The organism is Duganella sp. Leaf126 (assembly GCF_001423125.1).
Lineage (GTDB): Bacteria > Pseudomonadota > Gammaproteobacteria > Burkholderiales > Burkholderiaceae_D > Rugamonas.
On record NZ_LMNW01000023.1, the window covers coordinates 269,351 to 287,562 of the forward strand.

General features: G+C 68.1%; 10 protein-coding genes. 4 read left to right on the top strand and 6 right to left on the bottom strand.

Going from position 1 to position 18,212, the window contains the following annotated elements:
* Window positions 1–34: 34 nt before the first annotated feature.
* Window positions 35–877: an EAL domain-containing protein gene (locus ASF61_RS12440; protein ID WP_056156207.1), complete on the bottom strand. Its 843-nt coding sequence runs from the start codon at window positions 875–877 to the stop codon at window positions 35–37.
* 151 nt (window positions 878–1,028) lie between these two features.
* Here ASF61_RS12440 and ASF61_RS12445 point away from each other — a divergent pair, with 151 nt between their 5' ends.
* Window positions 1,029–1,844: a class II glutamine amidotransferase gene (locus ASF61_RS12445; RefSeq protein ID WP_082491570.1), complete on the top strand. Its 816-nt coding sequence runs from the start codon at window positions 1,029–1,031 to the stop codon at window positions 1,842–1,844.
* A gap of 169 nt (window positions 1,845–2,013) precedes the next feature.
* On the opposite strand, the gene ASF61_RS12450 is transcribed toward ASF61_RS12445, so the two are convergent.
* Window positions 2,014–2,562: a GNAT family N-acetyltransferase gene (locus ASF61_RS12450; protein WP_056156212.1), complete on the bottom strand. Its 549-nt coding sequence runs from the start codon at window positions 2,560–2,562 to the stop codon at window positions 2,014–2,016.
* A 205-nt stretch (window positions 2,563–2,767) separates the two neighbouring features.
* Between ASF61_RS12450 and ASF61_RS12455 the strand changes: the two genes are divergently transcribed.
* From ASF61_RS12455 to ASF61_RS12465, 3 genes are all read left to right on the top strand, one after another.
* The gene (locus ASF61_RS12455; RefSeq protein WP_056156215.1) at window positions 2,768–3,790 is read left to right on the top strand and encodes a sulfate ABC transporter substrate-binding protein; all 1,023 of its coding nucleotides are present in this window, start codon (window positions 2,768–2,770) and stop codon (window positions 3,788–3,790) included.
* A gap of 92 nt (window positions 3,791–3,882) precedes the next feature.
* Window positions 3,883–4,104, top strand: coding sequence for a molybdopterin-binding protein (locus ASF61_RS12460; RefSeq protein ID WP_056156218.1), 222 nt, complete (start codon window positions 3,883–3,885; stop codon window positions 4,102–4,104).
* 246 nt (window positions 4,105–4,350) lie between these two features.
* Complete coding sequence (locus ASF61_RS12465; protein ID WP_056156220.1) at window positions 4,351–5,322, top strand: serine hydrolase; 972 nt, start codon at window positions 4,351–4,353, stop codon at window positions 5,320–5,322.
* A gap of 118 nt (window positions 5,323–5,440) precedes the next feature.
* Here ASF61_RS12465 and ASF61_RS24060 read toward each other — a convergent pair whose 3' ends face one another.
* The 4 genes from ASF61_RS24060 to ASF61_RS12485 are packed head-to-tail and all read right to left on the bottom strand — an operon-like array spanning window position 5,441 to window position 18,048.
* Window positions 5,441–7,615: an AAA family ATPase gene (locus ASF61_RS24060; protein ID WP_056156223.1), complete on the bottom strand. Its 2,175-nt coding sequence runs from the start codon at window positions 7,613–7,615 to the stop codon at window positions 5,441–5,443.
* Entirely contained in the window at window positions 7,605–11,510 is a 3,906-nt protein-coding gene (recB, locus tag ASF61_RS12475) for an exodeoxyribonuclease V subunit beta (RefSeq protein ID WP_056156229.1), read from the bottom strand. Before recB ends, ASF61_RS24060 begins: the two co-directional genes overlap by 11 nt.
* Window positions 11,507–15,049, bottom strand: a complete 3,543-nt coding sequence (gene recC / locus ASF61_RS12480; protein WP_056156231.1) for an exodeoxyribonuclease V subunit gamma — start codon at window positions 15,047–15,049, stop codon at window positions 11,507–11,509. Before recC ends, recB begins: the two co-directional genes overlap by 4 nt.
* Window positions 15,050–15,087: 38 nt before the next feature.
* On the bottom strand, window positions 15,088–18,048 hold the full coding sequence (locus ASF61_RS12485; protein ID WP_082491572.1) for an ATP-binding protein: 2,961 nt from the start codon (window positions 18,046–18,048) through the stop codon (window positions 15,088–15,090).
* Between the last annotated feature and the right edge of the window lie 164 nt (window positions 18,049–18,212).

An 18,212-nucleotide genomic window follows, 5' to 3' on the forward strand; every position in this document is an offset into this window, starting at 1 on the left:
CGAGGATTAAGGCGATGCTAAGTTTCCTGCAAGCTTAGGCCGCCAGGGTCTGCGGCGCCGGCGCGGCCAGCCGCGCGGTCGGCTCGCCCAGCAGATAACCCTGCCCCAGCAGTTGCACGCCGGCTGCCGTGGCCAGCGCGCGCAGCGCCGGCAGCGTCGCATCGGTTTCGATACGCTTGAACACCACGTCCACGCCCGCCTCGCGCGTGCGGTGCAGCAGCGCCAGCACGGCGTCGCGTTCATCCGTGGCATGCAGTACCCGCGCATCGAGCTTGAACACGTCGGGGCGCAGACGGTCGAGCACGGCGAGGGCGTCGCTGGCGCGCTCGACATTGACGGCAAAGCGGAAACCGTTGCGGCGGTAATTGTCCGAAACGTAGTTGAGCAGCCAGCCCTGCTGGGGCGTGGCAAGCGGCAGTTGTAGCACCACGCGCGCCAGCGGCAGCGCGAGCGCGTCGAGGATGCGGCGAAACGCGTGGCCGTGGTTGCTGCTGACCGCGCTCAGCAGCCGGTCGTGCACGTTCAGGTAGAGCGCGGCGGCCGGGTTGGGCGCGCTGTCCACCTGGCGGAAGAAATTGATCGCGTGCAGCATGCGGCACAGGCGGTCGAGCTCGATCGACTCGTCGTCGCTGGCCGCGTGGTCGAGCAGCTTCCACAAGGACAGGCCGCGGTCCTGGGCCGACACGCTGCGCGCCAGCCCCTCGTAGGCCACCACGTCGCCGGTGGCCACGCTCAGGATCGGCTGAAACGCGCTGCTCATGGTGCAATTGAAAAACCGGCCTTGCGCCCTGCCCTCGTGATCGAGCCAGATGCTGGAGGCGGACCCGGTCGCGCCGGACAGGCGCGTCAGATAACTTTGCAGGATGGGGAAAGACATGGGATCCTCGACGGCTAAGCGATACCGACAGCGTAGGCGCGTCCCCGGCAAAGCTGAACGAATGCTTTCAGCTATGGATATGCCAAAACATTCCTTCCAGCACAACAGCAGCAGCGTTATCGTGGGCCATCGTCACTGCGTTGGTCCTCCCATGTGTCAACTCCTTGCCATGAACAGCAGCAAGCCGGCCGCGGTCGATTTTTCGTTTGCCGGCTTTGCCGAACGCGGCGGGCGCACCGGCGAGCACCGGGACGGCTGGGGTGTCGCCATCCACACGGCCGGCGCCTGCCAGCTGATGACCGATCACCTGGCCTCGGTCGATTCGCCGCTGGCGCTGGCGTTTCGCCGGCAGCCGGTCAAGGCGCGCAGCGTGGTGGCCCACATCCGCAAGGCCACCCAGGGCCGGGTGGCGCTGGAAAACAGCCACCCGTTCACGCGCCGCCTGTGGGGGCAGACCTGGTCGTTTGCCCATAATGGCAACCTGGTCGGTTTCGACCCGCCTGCCGCCCACGCCCACCCCGACTATACGCCGCGCGGCGACACCGACAGCGAACGGGCATTTTGCCATCTGCTGTCGGTGCTGGCGCAGCGCTTCGACCAGGCGCCGCCGCGCCAAGAATTGTACGCGGCGCTGGCAACGCTGGCGGCCGACATCGCCCGCCACGGCACCTTCAATTTCATTTTATCCAATGGCGACCTGCTGTTCGCCCACTGCAGCACCGACCTGCACTACGTGGTGCGCGAGTACCCGTTTTCCGTGGCCCGGCTGATCGACTGCGATCTCAGCATCGATTTTTCCAAGCACAACCACCTCGACGACCGCATCGCCGTCATCGCGACCGCGCCGCTGACGTCGAACGAAACGTGGATCCGGTTGCAGGCGGGAGAGCTGGCCTTGTTTGTCGGCGGCGAACAGGTCGGCGCGGCGCCGGTGCGCTGCCGCAGCCGCGAACTGGCGATCTGCTGACGCCGATTCGACCGGGCTGGCGCGGGGCGGCCGCTGCGCCGTGCGTGAATGTGGGGTGACGTGATGATCGGCGTCCGAACGCGCCAGAGCAGGCGCTACAGGAAAGCGCGCGGGCGGAATGCTCGCCCGGTAACGTGAGCAGGACGCTGCAACGCCGGTTTCCCGGTACTCAACCGCCGTTGCAGTTGCAGAAGCGCTTGCGCTTGCCGGTCTCGGTACCCGCGTCTGCGGCGCCGTCCAGCTGTTTCCAGAAAAATACCGTTTCCACCCCATACGGCGAGCGGACCTTGCCGGTATCGGTGTACTGGTGGCGGGCAAAAAAGCCCTGGCCCGTGGCCGTGCTGTGCAGCTGCAATGCCTTCATGCCCCAGCACAGCACCTGCTCCTCGACCCGCGCCAGCATGGCGCTGCCCAGGCCGCGCCGCTGGGCTTCCGGCAGCACGTAACACAGCGCCAGCTTGCCGGCGCCGGTCAGCAGCGCCACGCCGGCCAACGCGCCGTCGAGCTCGGCTACGACCGAAAAATGGGTGGGCGAGACGAACCAGCTTTCGACCATCTGCGGCGTTTTATTGCCCAGCCAGGCGTCGAGGATGGCGCTGTCGTTGCGATGATCGGTCACGCAGCATTCCGCAATCGCGCGGCGCAGCACATTGCACGCCGCTGCTGCATCTGCCGCCACCGCCACGCGAACCCGGGGGCCATGTATTTCAAGACTCATGTATGCTCACAAAACAATCAATAGCAAAAGAAGCAAGCGGCGCTTCCCTGTGCCTGAGCGCGACTATACACCATGCGGCGCAATGCGGTTGGACCGGCCCCTGGCCTCTAAGCATATAACGAAATAGTCGTTTCCTTTGCGCACAAAACTTCAGAACATCACCGTCTGTTTCATTCTCATCGACCCCTACCACAGGAAAGCCACCATGACGCTTCAGAACACCACCCGCCGCTTGCTTGTTTCTTCGTTGCTGGCCACCTCGGCGGTCCTGCTCGGCGTGCCGCTGCACGCCCAGGCCGCCACGCCGGTGCTGCTGAACGCGTCGTATGACGTGGCGCGCGAGCTGTTCAAGGAAATCAACCCGGCGTTCGTGGCCGACTACAAGAAGACCACCGGCGAGACCGTCGATGTCAACCAGTCGCACGGCGGCTCGTCCAAGCAGGCGCGCTCGGTGGCCGACGGCATGGAAGCGGCCGTGGTGACCATGAACCAGGCCAACGACATCGACCTGCTGGTCGATCGCGGCGTGGTGGCCCCCGGCTGGAACAAGAAATTCCCGAACAATGCCGCGCCGTTCTACTCGACCATGGTGTTCCTGGTACGCAAAGGCAACCCGCAAGCGATCAAGGACTGGAACGACCTGGCCAAGCCCGGCGTGAAGGTGATCGTGCCCAATCCCAAAACCTCCGGCAACGGCCGCTACACCTATCTGGCGGCCTGGGGCTCGGTGATCAAGAAGAACGGCACCGAAGCCCAGGCGCGCGACCTGGTCACCCGCATCTTCAAGAACGTGCCCGTGCTCGACGGCGGCGGCCGCGGCGCCACCACCACGTTTACCCAGCGCGGCATCGGCGACGTGCTGGTGACATTCGAAAACGAAGTGAGCCTGGTGCGCGCCGAATTCGGCAGCAACTTCGATGTCGTCTATCCGTCGTCCTCGATCCTGGCCGAATCGCCGGTGGCCGTGGTGGACAAGGTGGTGGACAAGAAAGGCCTCCGCAAGGAAGCGACCGCCTACCTGAACTTCCTGTATTCGCCGCAAGGCCAGGACATCATCGCCAAGCATTACTTCCGACCCCGCTCGGAAGCGGCGTTCAAGAAATACAACGCCAACTTCCGTCAGATCAGTTTGTTTAACATCGACGACGTCTTCGGCGGCTGGAAAGCGGCGCAGAAGAAGCATTTCGATGATGGTGGCGAGTTCGACAAGATCTACCAGAACAAATAACGATAGTCGGAACCATTCGTTCCAGAAATGGCGCGCCGGGCTTACGCTGGTCTTGCAGGCACTGACCAGCTAACGCAAACAAGGGAGTCACGATGGCCATTTCTGAAATTAATGTACGTAACCAGTTCCGCGGCAAGATCAAGGAAATCATCTTCGGTCCCGTGGTGTCCGAAGTCGATGTGGAAACCCAGCACGGCATCGTGACCTCGGTGATCACGTCGCGTTCGATCCACGACCTCGACCTCAAGGTGGGCAGCGAAGTAATCGCCCTGGTCAAATCGACGGAAGTGTCGATCGCCAAAATCGGCAGCTGATTTCCAGCCGATTTTCAGCTGATCCCCGCCAGCCCCGCGCACCCCGCGCGGGGCTTTTGTCTTTTTGGTCACAGATAAAAATAATGGAATCCGCGAGTTACACACAATAGACGAGAAACCACTTTAATGTTATCTTGCACCTTCAGTGTTGCCGCATAGCTAGTGGAGGCTCCTCCGTCTGGACATGCGCTGCGTCGCCCCACGACGCCCTGTTTGACCCTACATCCCCAACCGAAACCACCGAACATGCTCAAGAAAATTGTTGCTGTCTTGCTGAGTACGTTTACTGCCGCCGCCCTGGCAGTGCCGCTCGGTTCACAGTCGGTGCTGGTCGTCGAAGACGATACCGGCAAAGTCATTCTGGAAAAGAATGCCGACGTTCAAGTACCCATTGCCTCCCTGACCAAGCTGATGACCGCCATGGTGGTGCTCGACGCCAAGCAGGACATGAAGGAAGCGATCGAAATCGACCGCGCCGACGTGGACATGCTCAAGCACAGCGCCTCGCGGGTGCCGGTCGGCGCCAGCATCGCGCGCGCCAACGTGCTGCAACTGGCGCTGATGTCGTCCGACAACCGCGCTGCCGCATCGCTGGCCCGCACCTACCCCGGCGGCATGGAAAACTTCCGCCGCGCCGTCAATGCCAAGATCCACGCATTGGGCCTGACCCATACCGTGATCGAGGAGCCGACCGGCCTGTCGCCGCACAACCGCTCCACCGCGACCGACCTGGTCAAGATGGCGCACGCGGCGTCGCTGTACCCGGAAATCACCCGTATCACCACCGACAAAAGGGACTTGATCAATATCAAGGGTCGTGATGTCGAGTACCACAACACCAACCGCCTGGTCGGCGCCAAGGGCTGGGACGTCGGCCTGTCCAAGACCGGCTACACCGAGGAAGCGGGCCGCTGCCTGATCATGCGCTTCCGCAGCGGCGGCAAGAACAACACGCTGGTGCTGCTCAACGCCAAGGCCAATTCGGCGCGCCTGAACGACGCCGTCAATATCCGCCGCCTGATTGTGGGACCGGAAGCACGGTCGCTGGAACAACCGCGCCTGCTGAAAGCGTCGGCCAGGGTGCGCGCCGAACGGCCGAAGATGGTCAAGGCTGCCGCCAAGGTCAAGCACGAGCGCAAGGCCAAGATCGTCAAGACCTCGGTCAAGACCAAGAAACATGCGGTCAAAGCGAGCCGCCGCGAGAGCCGCGAAATGTAAGCTGGCAGTTCAGCACCATCACCAACCGGGCCGCGATGCCCGGTTTTTTTTCGCCTGCGCCTAGCAGCGGGGATCGCCGCGCAGCCAGAGGACGGCATGATCGCGCCAGTTTCTGGCGTCAGCGTTCGAGCAGATCGCGCAAGCCGCTGGCCCGCTGCGTGCGCTGCGCGATGGCGTCGAGCAGCACCTGGCCGTTCGGCGTGAGCAGGGTGAAAAACGCGCGCGCGCGGGTAATGCCGGTGTAGACCAGCTCGCGCGCCAGCACGCTCCTGCCGTCTTTCGGCAATACCAGCACCGTGTGGCGGAACTCCGACCCTTGCGATTTATGCACGGTCATGGCAAACGCCGTCTCCACATTGCGCAGGCGCGTGGCCAGTACGCTGCGCACCGCGTCGCCCTCCGAAAAATAGACGCGCAAGGCGCCGGGGCGCGCCGGATCGGCCAGGGTCAGCCCGATATCGCCGTTGAACACGCCGGTGCCGTAGTCGTTGCGGGTGACCATCACCGGCCTGCCCACGTACCACTCGCTGCCGCGACGCAGCAGGCCGGCTGCCTGCAAGCGCTTTTCGATCGCGTCGTTCAGGCCGCTCACGCCCCATTCGCCGTCGCGCACCGCGCACAGGATGCGGAACGTTTCGAACGCCTTGAGCACGGTCTGCACCCACGCCAGGTGATCGTCCATGCCGGGGCCGTCCTGCACCAGGCGCAGGTAGGCGCGGTAGCCGCCGGGAGCACCGGCGCGCCCGTCGAGCGCCAGTTGCAGCAGGTCGGCCGGCTGGGCCGGATCGATCCAGGCCACCTGGCCCGCGTGGTCCGGCCGGGAAGCGGTAGCCGGGGCCGGGCCGGGTCTTCCTGCCTGAGCGACATTGTCCGGTTGGGAGAAGGTCGCCGGATCCGGGCCGGGTCGCCCTGTCCCGTTCGCATTGTCCGGCAGGGAGACAGTCGCCGGGTTCGGACCGGGTCGCCCTGCCCTGCCCGCATTGTCTGCCCCACCGCCGGTGCGCAGGATGCGTACTGCGCCGGCCGCGTCGCCGTGGTTGACCGCCAGCGCCAGCTGCCCGATCGGGCCGCCGAAGCGCCGGCTCTCGCGCAGCATCACGGTCTGCTGGGCGATCGGCCCGGCCCGGCCGGCGTAGTGTTCCGGCAGCTGCTGGCCGGTGCTAGCCTGCACATAGGCCAGCGTTTCCGCGTCGTAGCCGCCGGCCTGGGCGTTGTGGCACAGGTCGCCCAGCACGGCGCCCGCCTCGACCGACGCCAGCTGATCCTTGTCGCCGAGCAGGATCAGGGTGGCGGTCGATGGCAGCGCGGCCAGCAAGGCGGCCATCATTTCCAGGTGAATCATCGACGCTTCATCGACGATCAGCACATCGACATCGAGCTGGTTGCCGGCGTGGTGGCGGAACGCGCGCGTATCGGGTCGCGCACCGAGCAGGCTGTGCAGCGTGCGGGCGGCGCCCAGTTCGCGCTGCGGCATCGCTGCGCGCACCCGCTCGTCCAGGCCGGCCAGCGCCACGTCGATCGACTGCTTCAGGCGCGCGGCAGCCTTGCCGGTGGGGGCGGCCAGCGCCACGCGCAGGCCCGACTGGCGGCCGCCGCTGGTGGCAAACAGCAGCGCCAGCAGGCGCGCCACCGCGTAGGTCTTGCCGGTGCCCGGGCCGCCGGTAATGATGCCGAGCTTGCCGCGCATGGCCACCGCGCAGGCGGTCTTCTGCCAGTCCACGCCGTCCGCATGGACGCCCGGCGCAAACAGCAGGTCCAGCCAGTGGCGCACGGCGGCGGTCTGCTGCTCGGCGTCGCTGGCCAGCAGGCCGCCCAGCGCCCGCGCGCGCACCGCGTAGGCAACCTGGGTTTCGTCGCGCCAGTAGCGGCGCAGGTACAGGCGCTCGCCGTCGAGCACCAGCGGCTGCTGGAAATCGAGGTCGCCCACCGGCCACACCTGCTCGCACTCGGCCAGCAGCTTGCGCCAGGCGCCGGCATTGCGCGGCCAGCGCTCGACCGCGGTGACAGCGCCGCGCAGCGCGCTCCACTCGCTGCTGTCCAGGCCCAGCAGCGGCGCCGGGTCGCCGGCCAGCTCGGACAACATCAGGCAGCTGTGACCGCGCCCTTCCAGCTCCGACAGCAGCACGCACGCGATCAGCAGCTGCGGCGAGGCGCTGCCGATGGAGGCGATAAAGCGGGCAAAGGCGGCACTCAGGCGCCGCAGCCGGCCCGCTTCGGTCAGCGCATCGACTGCCGCCAGCAGCCGCGCTGCCGGCGCCAGGGGCACCGGCGATGAAGATGGATCAGGCGTCATGGTGGTCCTGTGGTTCGAACAAGGCGTCCAGTTGCTGCAGCAGGTCCGGGTCGGGCGCGATCCAGTAGCAGCCGCGCGTGGCCGGGTTGGCGATCCCGCGCAGGAACAGGAAAACCGCGCCGCCCAGGTGGGCTGCCGGGTCGTACCGGTCGCCGAGCCGGCTTTGCAGCAGCCGGTGCAGCGCCAGCATGTAGATTGCGCCCTGAATGTCGTAGCGGTGCTCGGCCATTGCCGCCATCAGCGCCGGCATCTGGTAGGCCGCGTCGCCGGCGCCCAGCGCATTCGACTTGTAGTCGAGCACCCAGTAGCGGCCCCGGTGTTCGAACACCAGGTCGGCAAAGCCCTTGAGCATGCCGTGCAGCTGGCGCTCGGGCAGCGCCGGGCGCGCCATGCCGTCCAGCAGCCGCGCCACGCACAGGCGGTCGAGCGCGCTGGTGGACAGGCGCTCGCTGGGGAACCAGAATTCCATCTCGGCCAGCGGCGTGTCGATGCCGGCCAGCGCCGTTTCCAGGTACGGCAGTGGGGTGCCGGCGATGGTGCGCACCCAGGCCAGCGTATCGTCGAGGCGGTTGCCCCAGCCGGCGCGCTCCACGCGGCGCGCCAGGCGGGCGTCGAAATTGTCGTCGCCGATGCTGGCAAAGCCTTCCTGGCCCAGCCACTCGAGCTGCTCGTGCAGAAAGTTGCCGGGCACGGAGCCGCGCGGGAAGCGGTGCCAGGGCGCGTCGTCGCCGCTGGCTGCAGCTGCAGCGGCGCTGCTGCCGGCAATGTCGATGGCGGTAGCGTCGCTGCCGAACAGGACGCCGGTGGCGCCATCCTCGAGCAGCTTTTCCTGGGCGGCGTTGCGCGGCACCGGCCCCATGGCCCCCGCCGCCACCAGCGGCGCCGGCTCGCCGCCGATGGTGGCGGTGGGGCCGGTACGCCGCGCCAGCGAACTGAAACTGCCCACCGACCAGTCGCGTTCGAAACGGCCCGTGTACTGGGGTGCGGCCACCAGTGGCGGACGCAGGTCCAGCCGGCGCAGCTGCGTCGGCGGCAGTCCTTCCCCGGCGAGGGCGGCAACGCAGATCGCCGGGCAGCCGTGGCAGGTGTGCTGCCAGCGCTCGAACATGGCCTCGGTGGGCAGCGGTGCGCCGCCGGTCAGCAGGTAGCCGAGTGCGGAGTCGTGCAGGCTGTTCACGCCGCCCTTGCGCGTCCCGAGCGCCGCCACGCCCAGCCACAGGAAATGGCGCGCGCGCGTGAGCGCCACGTAGAGCAGGCGCAGATCTTCCTGCAAGCGCGCGTTTTCCACCTGCGCCAGCGCAGCGTCGGTGAGCGCCATGTCGATGCGGCGCACGCCGTCGGCGTCGCTGAATTCGAAAAAGCTGCGGTTGCGGCGGTCCACCTTGCGCGCGGTGACCGCGAACGGCAGGTACACCAGCGGGTATTCGAGGCCCTTGGACTTGTGGACCGTGACCACCTTGACCAGTTCGGCGTCGCTTTCCAGGCGCAGCACGCGTTCGTCGCCGGCGCCCTCGCCGTTGGCGCCGGCCTCGATCTGCTCGGCCAGCCAGCGGATCAGCGCCTGCTCGCCGTCGAGCTGGCGGCTGGCCGACTGCAGCAGCTCGGCCAGGTGCAGCAGGTTGGTCAGGCGCCGTTCGCCGCCCGCCTGCAGCAGCAGCGCGGCCGGCAACTGCAGTTCATGGATGAAGCGGCGCAGCATGGCCAGCACGCCCTGGCGCTGCCAGACGATGTGCAGTGCCTTGAGCTGTTCGACCCGCGCTTCCCACGCCAGTTCGTCCGCCGACAGCGCAGCCAGTTCCGCCAGGGGCAGGCCGGCGGTGCGGGTGGCAAACGCGGCGCGCGCCAGGGCGCCGTCGAGCGGATTGGCCACGGCCGACAGCCAGCGCAGCACATCGCCCGCCTCCTCGCTGCTGGTGACGGCGTCCTTGTCGGACAGGTAGACGCTGGCCACCTTGCGCCGCTGCAGCGCGCGGCGGATGGCGGCCGCCTCCTTGCGGTCGCGCACCAGCACGGCAATGTCGGCCGGCTGCAGGCGCGCCAGCACGCCATCGGCCCGCAGGAACCCGGCGCCGGGATCGTTGAGCCGGGCGACGATATCCTCGGCGCAGTGGTCGGCGAAGAACGCGCGGTATTGATCGCTTTTCAGCTCGCGGTCGGTGCAGGCGATCACCAGCGCCGGCGCTTCCCCGCTGCCGCCCACCAGCCGCTCGGCGCGGCCTTGCGCGGCCACCGCGTCGAACGGCAGCGGATTGATGCCGGTGCCCGGATCGCGGAAACGGAAGGCGCCGCGACCGAAGCCGGTGCCGCCGGCCACGCGCTCGGCGTTCAGGAACAGATGGTTGACCGCCGCCACCACCGGCGCGGTCGAACGGTAGTTGGTGCCGAGCTGGTAATGGCGGCCGCTGGTGGCGGCGCGCGCCGCCAGGTAGCTGTGGATGTCGGCGCCACGGAAGCCGTAGATCGACTGTTTCGGATCGCCGATCAGGAACAGGCCCGTGCTGCGGTCGTTGTCGGCCACGCGGTATAGCAGGTTGAATATCTGGTACTGGTTGGGCGCCGTGTCCTGGAATTCGTCCACCAGCGCCACCGGGTATTGTTCGACGATGCGCTGGCGCAGCGCCGCCCCGTTCTCGCCCTGCAGCGCGGCGTTGAGGCGGTTGAGCATGTCGGCAAAACCGAACTGGCGGTTGCGCTGCTTGAGCTCCGCCATGCGCAGCGCCACAGAACCGGCTGCATGCCGGTACAAGGCATGGGCCAGCGGTTCGAGCTCGTCGAGCGCCGTCCTGAGCGCAGCGACGGCGTCGAAGTCGTCGGGCACCGCCGCGTGGCTGTCCTTGGCGAACGCGTCCACGATCCCGTCCGGCGTGAGCCGGTGCCAGGCCGTGGCGCTGAGTTCGGGCCGGACCGCGGCCGGGTCGCCGGCCCACGCGCGCAGGGCCTCGAACCAGGCGGCCACCGAGGCGGCGCGCATCTTGACGCCGTTGAAGAATTTCGGCGTGGCGGCGGTCAGCTGCGCGATCCACTGTTCCATGCGGTCGGCGCGCGCCATCCAGCCGGCTTTCAGATCGGCCAGTGCGGCTTGCTGCGTGCGCTGGACGCCGGCGATCAGCTGCCCCAGCGGCAGTGCCAGCTCCTGCCCGTCGCCAACCAGGTCGGCGCGCCGCACCAGGTCGCGGATCGCGCGCTTGAGCACCTCGACATCGGCAAAGCAGGCAAGCAGCGCTTCGAGTTGCGGCGCAGCCAGCGGGTAGACCTGCTGGCGCCAGTAGTCGTTGGCGGCGTCTTCGAACAGCGCCTGCTCGTCGCTGACCAGTTCCTCGTCGAACAGGCTGCCGCTGTCGAACGCGTGCTCGCGCAGCATGCGCTGGCACCAGGCGTCGATGGTGAAGATCGCTGCTTCGTCCATCGTTTCCGCCGCCAGCATCAGCCGGTGCGCGGCCCGCTGGCGTTCGGCGCGGTCGGTGTACGACGCCAGGATGGCATCGAGGTAGGCGTCCGGCGCCGCGGGAGCGATGGCTGCCGCAGCCTCGGCGTCGGCAGCGTCTGCGTCTGCGTCTGCGTCTGCGTCGCCGTCTGCCGGATCGGCGTTGCGGTCGACGCTGCGGAAATACGCGGCAGCGGCCACCAGCCGTTCGCGCACGCGGTTCGACAGTTCGCGCGTGGCGGCGCGGGTAAATGTCATCACCAGGATGTCGGCCGGCAGCAGCGGACGCAGATAGCCGTGGTCGCCGCCGTGGCCGAGCACCAGCCGCACGTACAGGGCAGCGATGGTCCAGGTCTTGCCGGTGCCGGCGCTCGCTTCGATCAGGCGCGAGCCGTGCAGCGGAAAGGTCAGCGGATCGAGCCGGCTGGCGCCGTGCCCGGCATGGCCGAACTGGTCGGGATGGTCGCTCATGCCGCGTCGCCCCCGTCGATCGGCGTCATGGCGATGCCCTGTTCGAGCCAGCGCGCCAGTGGCCCGTACAGCGCGTGCGACACCTGTTCATGGTCGGGCTGCGCGCACAGGTCGCTGTACTCGGGCCACAGGCGCGCCAGGCACAGGTCCTGGTTCTCGCCCTGCAGCTCGAAGCCGCCGTCGTACGTGGTGCGGGCATCGCCGTCTGCCACCAGCGCCAGCGCCGTCTTGCACGCCGTGGGCAGCGGCCGGTCCATGCCCGCGCGCCACCAGTCAGCGAGCCCGCGCAGCACCTGCAACGCGTCGTCGGCGTCCAGCGGCGCCATGGTGACCACCATGTCGCGCGCAACCAGGTAGCCGGTGACCGGCAGTCCGGCGGCGGCGGCGGCCAGCTGGCGCACCCACGGCGCGATCAGCTTGTCGCCGCGCGGGCGGCCCTGCTTGTCGGCCACGCGCGAGGACAGCTGCATCAGCCATACGGTGCCGGTCTCGGCCCCGTCGCTGCGCAGCTGGTCGAGCCAGTCGTCGAGCTGCACCGCGCCGAGGTCCAGGCTCAGCGCCACCTTGGGCGCGGGCCTGCTGTAGCGGTGGCGCAGCGTCAGCCAGGCATGGCGCACCGGCGCCAGCGACGCCACCAGGTTGCGCTGGTACTGGCGGCCGATCAGACCGATGGGCAGTACGCCCTCGCGCGCCAGTTGTCCGGCGCGTTCGGTGAGCCTGTCGTGGATGTCTTCCAGCTGCCCGCCCTCGGCATCGTCATCGAGCATGGTGTCTTCGAGCAGGTAGCGTTCGAGCGCGTTGAGCGAAAACGGTTCCTCGTCGTCGCCCAGCTGCGCGGCCTCGCCGAACACCACGGCCAGCCGCTCGCGGAAGAAATAGCGCACCGGCTGCCGCACGAAGCTGGCCAGCGCGCCGAGCTTGAGGCGGTAGTTGTCGTCGAGGATGAACGGCGGCAGCGTAGCGCCGGCTGACGGGGCAGGCGCGCCGGCCGGATCGACTGGATCGACCGGGGCGCCAGTGGCGGCATGATCGGCGACGGTGGCATCCGGGCCATCATGGTCCGCGTGGGCGGCGCGCCATTCGCGCGCGTAGGTCAGCAGGCCGTCCTGTTCGAAGTAGCGGCGGCTGAACGGCTGCAGCGCGTGCTCGGTGGTGCGCTGGCCCAGGTCGAGGTTCCAGCCCGCCGCCAGGTAATCGCACAGCTGCGACACCAGCACCGACGGCGGCTGCTCGCTGTTGTCGCGCACATTGCGGCCCACCCAGCTGATGTACAGTTTTTCGCGCGCGGCCAGCACCGCCTCCAGCATCAGGTAGCGGTCGTCGTCGCGCCGCGAACGGTCGCCGGGCCGCGCCATGCCGGGCAAGGCCAGCAGGTCGAAATCGGCCTTCGGCGCACGGCGCGGAAAATCGCCGTCGTTCATGCCGAGCAGGCACACCACGCGGAACGGCACGGCGCGCATCGGCATCAGGGTGCAGAACGTCACGCCACCGGAGACGAACTGGTGGTTCAGCGTCGGCTCGTCCATCAGGCCGAGCCAGGCCTCGCGCAGCACGGCCAGCGGCACGGCTTCCGCAAACTGCGCGCCCTCGCAGGTTTCCAGCCAGTTGTTGAGCGCATCGTCGAGCTGCGCCAGCGTCAGGCGGTCGCCCTCCTCGCCCGGCTTGAAGAAGGCCGCCATCAGCGCGCGCGCCTGGATGCCCCAGTCGGCCGGGGTGCGCGCCTGCGCCAGCGCCGCGCGCCAATACAGCAGCGCCTCGATCAGCTGCGCCAGCGAGCCGGCCAGCGCAGCATCGAGTCCGCCCACCTCGCCGTACGGTTCGATGCCGGCGAAACTGGCGCCACCGCCGCCGCTGGCGTAACCGAGCAGCATGCGTCGCACGCCGAAGATCCAGGCGTTCTGTTCGCCGGCCGAGCCGAGTCCGAGGCCGCTGCGGTGCTCGATATCGAGCCCCCAGCGCACGCCCGATCCTTCGATCCACTGGCCCAGCGTGGGCAGATCGTCTTGGACCAGGCCGAAGCGAGCGGCCAGCGCCGGCACATCGAGCAGGTCGCGGATCTCGCTCTGGCGGCAGCGCTGCTGCGGCAGCCGCAGCAGCCATTCCAGCGCCACCAGCAGCGGATTGACGCTGCGGTTGTTGACGTCGCCGATCTCGAACGGGATGTAGCGCGGGTCGCTGCGGCGGTGCTGGGCAAACACCGCGTGGATGGCGGCGGTGAAGGTATCGATGTCGGGCACCATCACCACCACGTCGCGCGGGCGCAGCGGCGCGTCCCCGGCCGCCGTCGTGGCGAACAGCTGCAGCAGCTGGTCGTGCAGCACTTCGACTTCGCGCTGGACGCTGTGGGTGACGTGGAATTCGATCGACCGGTCGGTTGCATGCGGCGGCGTGTGCGGGTGGTCCGACAGCGGCAGCAAATCGCGCACGGCCGCCTGCACCTGCGCCAGCAGGGTCGTGCCGGTGCCGTCATCGAACAGGTCCACGCGCAGCGGCGTCACCGCGCCCCCGTCACTTTCCCCGTTTTCGCCGCCGTCGCCGGCAGCCAGGGCGGCAGCCGCTTCGTCGAATTCGTCGAGCATGCGGATGAAGTCGCGTCCTTGCCGGCCCCAGCTTGCCAGCAGCGGGTGGCTGTGGGCATGCAGCTCTTCGAGCGGGATCGCGCCGAGATCGCGGCCGTTGCGCAGCTGCTGGCGGCGGTAGGCGGCGCGCAGCAGGTCGCGGCCTTCGATGATGTCGCCCCAGTAGTAGCGGCACGGGTTGGGCACCGCCAGCACCACCTGCGTATGGCGCGCCAGCGTGGCCAGCGCCTCCAGAGTCTGGTACGGCAGCGCGGACACGCCGAAAATCACAATGCGGCGCGGCAGACGCCCGAGCGGCAGCTCGCCGGCAACGCTGGCGCGCACGAATTCGGTGTGCACGCTGGCGCGGCCCAGCGCGCGCTCGTGCGGGTCCACATCGGCGATCACCTCGCGCCACAACTGGCCCTGCCAGCGCTGCGCGGGCGGCAGCGGTATCACCTCGCCGCGCGCGCAGCGCACCGTGTCGCGGCCGCCGGCCCAGTCATCGAGCCAGTCGGCGCGGTACACCTGGTACTGGTCGAACAGATCGGCCAGCCGTTCGGCCAGCTGCAGGCGGCGCTCGGCTTCGCCGTCGGCCAGGAAATGACGCAGCGGCGCGAACACGGGATCGTCCAGCAAGGTAGGCAGCAGGCGCATCAGGCGCCAGGTCAGCGGCCCCTTGTCGAACGCGGAGCGCCGCGGCACCCGTTCGCGCCCCAGCATGCCGCGATAGGTCTCCCACAAAAACCGCGCCGGCAGCGCCACGCGGGTGGCGGCGCACACGCGCATTTCGGTCGCCAGCGCGATCTTGAGCCACTCGGCCACGCCGTTCGATTGCACCAGGAAGGTCTCCGGCTCCAGCGGACCGAGCGGATGACTCTGCAGCCACTGGAACACGGCCGCGCGCAGCTGCTCCATCTGGTTGCCGTGCAAGATCAGCAGGCCGGGGGTGATCATCGGGGAGGTGACGCTCGATTGCATGGAACTGTGACGCAATGCCTAAAACGCCTATTATCGCCCTAGCCGGGGTCGTATGCCAGCAGTTCCTGTTCCATGTGCGGCCCCAGCACCGGCAGCAGCGCGTGCATCTGCGCCACGATCGCCGCCGCAGCGGCCGTATCTGGATGCCGGCGGCCCTGCTCCAGCGCCAGGCACAGGTTGCCGAAGCGGGTGGCGCCGACCGCCCGCGCCGACGATTTGAGCCGGTGACCGAGCTCCGATAGCAGCACCACGTCGCCGGCCGCCAGCGCGGCGTCGATCTCCACCATGCCCTCGGACGCCGACTCGAGGAACAGGCGCGTGTACTTGCGCATCTTGTCGCACTTGCCGGCAAAGGTCTGCGCCAGCGCGTCGAGGTCGAACAGTTCGCCGTCGGCCGATGTTGCCGCGGCTGCTGCCGGCGCAGGCGCGGCTGCCGGGACAGTGATGTTCGCCGCATCCGGCGTGGCAGGTACCGACGGTGCCGCAAGTGGCGGCAGCGCCGGTTGCGCCGGCGGCGCCCGCTGGACCAGCCACCTGGCCAACACCGCGAACAGCAGCCGCGGCGCGACCGGCTTGGTCACGAATTCGTCCATGCCTGCGTCCAGGCAGCGCTGCTGGTCTTCGCGGCCGGCATTGGCGGTCATGGCGATCACCAGGGTGCCGGACAGCGCCGGATGGGCGCGGATCAGGCGGGTGGCCTCGAAACCGTCCATCACCGGCATCTGCACGTCCATCAGGACGCAATCGAAGCGTTCCTTGAGCAGCAGGTCGATCGCCTCCTTGCCGTTGTTGGCCACGCAGACGGTGGCGCCGCCGTCTTCCAGCAGTTCCTTGCCCACCTGCTGGCTGAAGATATTGTCCTCCACCAGCAGGATCGAGGCGCCGCGTATGCTCTCGAACAGGCCCGCCTGCAGCGGATCGATCGCACTGGCTTCGGCGTCCTGGTGGCGCCCGTCGGCGCCCTCTGGCCTCAGCGGCAAATTGTGCGCCATCTGCGCCAGCTGTCCTTCGGACTGCGGAAGTGCGAGGCGCGCCGTGAACCAGAACGTGCTGCCTGCGCCGAGCCGGCTCTCGACGCCGACCTGGCCGCCCATCAGCTCCGCCAGCTGCTGGCTGATCACCAGGCCCAGGCCGGTGCCGCCGTAGCGCCGGGTGGTGGACGTATCGGCCTGGTGGAACGACTGGAACAGCTGCGCCACGCCCGCCTCGCTCATGCCGATGCCGTTGTCCTGCACGTCGAAGCGCACCAGCAGCTGGTGGTCGCGTTGCTCGACCAGGCGCGCGCGCACCTGCACGCGGCCCTGCTCGGAAAACTTGATGGCATTGCTGGTGAAGTTGATCAGCACCTGCTCGAGGCGCAGCGGATCGCCGCGCAGCTGGCGCGGCAGGTCGGGCGCGATGTCGATCACCAGCGCCAGTCCGCGCGCGGCAGCAGCGTCTCCCAGCTGGGCGGTCAGGTTGTTCAGCAGGCGGTCGATGGAAAAATCGAGTACCTCGAGGTCCATCTTGCCCGCCTCGATCTTGGAAAAATCGAGGATGTCGTTGATGATGCCCAGCAGGTGCTGGCCCGAGTGATGGATCTTTTGCAGGTAATCGCGCTGCTTGGGATGGGTGACGGTTTTCAGCGCCAGGTGGGCCATGCCGATGATGCTGTTCATCGGCGTGCGGATCTCGTGGCTCATGTTCGATAAAAAATCGCTCTTGGCGCGGTTGGCGCTGTCGGCGCGCTCTTTCAGCTGGTGCAGTTCGGTGACATCGGTGGATACCCCGATCACCGCCGTCACGGCGCGTCCCAGCGTCACCGGTACCAGCACATTCCAATGGTATTGCGGCACGCCTGCCGCGCAGGCAAAGCAGGTCTGGCCGGCGCGCTTGACGCCGTCGTCGAATACCGGCCGCTCCAGCGCCCACGCGGCATCGGCCTTTTGCTCCGACATCAGCTCGCGGTCGGTGCGGCCCACGACCTGCGCTGCCGGCAGGCCCAGGTACTCGGCCATTTTCGGGTTGACGTAGAGGTAGCGGCGCTGCTGGTCCTTCATGTAAACGTGGGCATCGAGGTTGCTGAGCACCGTGTCGAGCAGCACCCGCTGCTTGACTGCCCGCCGGCGCGACGAATACAGCACCGCCAGGTAGCTGTACAGCAGCAGTGTGCCGGCGCCGCCGGCCAGCCCTGCCGCCAGCGGAAAAACCACATCGAAACCGTTGCGCAGCGCATCCTTGCGCACCTGGAACCGCGCTTTCCACAAGGCGCCGTTGAAGTCGACCGGCAGTACCGCCACGAACTGGCCGCCGTCCGGCGCAGACGGAGCGTGTGCGCCGTGATCGCTGTACTGCAGGCGGTCGTGCGGCTCGATCACCAGCCGGCGGCGGTCGGCGGCGGTGCTGGCGTCGGCATACAGGTCGAGCTCCAGGCCGCGCACCATGATCTCGTCGAGCACCACCTGCACCAGCTTTGCCACCGAAAAATTCAGCGCCGCCGTACCGAGCAGGGCCGCCTGGCGCCGGTCCGCGTCGCCGGTCGGCAGGCCGGGCCGGTAGGCCGGCAAACGCATGCCGACTACGCCGGCGCCAACGCTGCCGGAACCGGCGGCATTTGCAGACTGTGCGGCGAGGTCGATGACGACGGGGTCGCCGGCCACCGGTTCCCAGCGGATCGCCACCACGGCCGGCAAGTGCCGCGGCAGATCGAGGCCGTCGACATACTGCCGCAGCCGGCGGTCATCGAGACCGTCGCTGGCACCCGCCAGTGCGGCCAGGCTGCGCGTCAGGTCGGCATGGGCCTTGGCGCGCGCCGCAAGCGCATACTGGGTGCTGCGGGCCATGTGATCGAAGCGCTGGCGGGCGTCGGCATCGACGATGCGCGCGCCCAGCGCATAGGCGCCCACGCCGACTGACGCAGCCAGCGCCCACCCGGCGCCCCACTGCAGCAGACGCGCGCCTGCCGTCGCCCCGCCCAGGAGGCTGCTGAATAAGGTTCTGCCGGCGCCGGATGTGGACATAAAATCGCTTCGCGTATGCAAAATGTGCACCGAAAGCATACTATTAATGCCAAAATGAAACCAGCAGAACAATTGGTGAGAATTGCCCGCAATCTGCCGTTGCTACAATACCGATATCCGCCACCGCGCTTGCCCATTTCGACAACACGACATACTTCAGCGAT

Excerpts from the sequence above, each read along its gene's own strand:
- ASF61_RS12440 (WP_056156207.1), bottom strand. The coding sequence starts at position 877 with ATGTCTTTCCCCATCCTGCAAAGTTATCTGACGCGCCTGTCCGGCGCG.
- ASF61_RS12445 (WP_082491570.1), top strand. The coding sequence starts at position 1,029 with ATGTGTCAACTCCTTGCCATGAACAGCAGCAAGCCGGCCGCGGTCGAT.
- ASF61_RS12450 (WP_056156212.1), bottom strand. The coding sequence starts at position 2,562 with ATGAGTCTTGAAATACATGGCCCCCGGGTTCGCGTGGCGGTGGCGGCA.
- ASF61_RS12455 (WP_056156215.1), top strand. The coding sequence starts at position 2,768 with ATGACGCTTCAGAACACCACCCGCCGCTTGCTTGTTTCTTCGTTGCTG.
- ASF61_RS12460 (WP_056156218.1), top strand. The coding sequence starts at position 3,883 with ATGGCCATTTCTGAAATTAATGTACGTAACCAGTTCCGCGGCAAGATC.
- ASF61_RS12465 (WP_056156220.1), top strand. The coding sequence starts at position 4,351 with ATGCTCAAGAAAATTGTTGCTGTCTTGCTGAGTACGTTTACTGCCGCC.
- ASF61_RS24060 (WP_056156223.1), bottom strand. The coding sequence starts at position 7,615 with ATGACGCCTGATCCATCTTCATCGCCGGTGCCCCTGGCGCCGGCAGCG.
- recB (WP_056156229.1), bottom strand. The coding sequence starts at position 11,510 with ATGAGCGACCATCCCGACCAGTTCGGCCATGCCGGGCACGGCGCCAGC.
- recC (WP_056156231.1), bottom strand. The coding sequence starts at position 15,049 with ATGCAATCGAGCGTCACCTCCCCGATGATCACCCCCGGCCTGCTGATC.
- ASF61_RS12485 (WP_082491572.1), bottom strand. The coding sequence starts at position 18,048 with ATGTCCACATCCGGCGCCGGCAGAACCTTATTCAGCAGCCTCCTGGGC.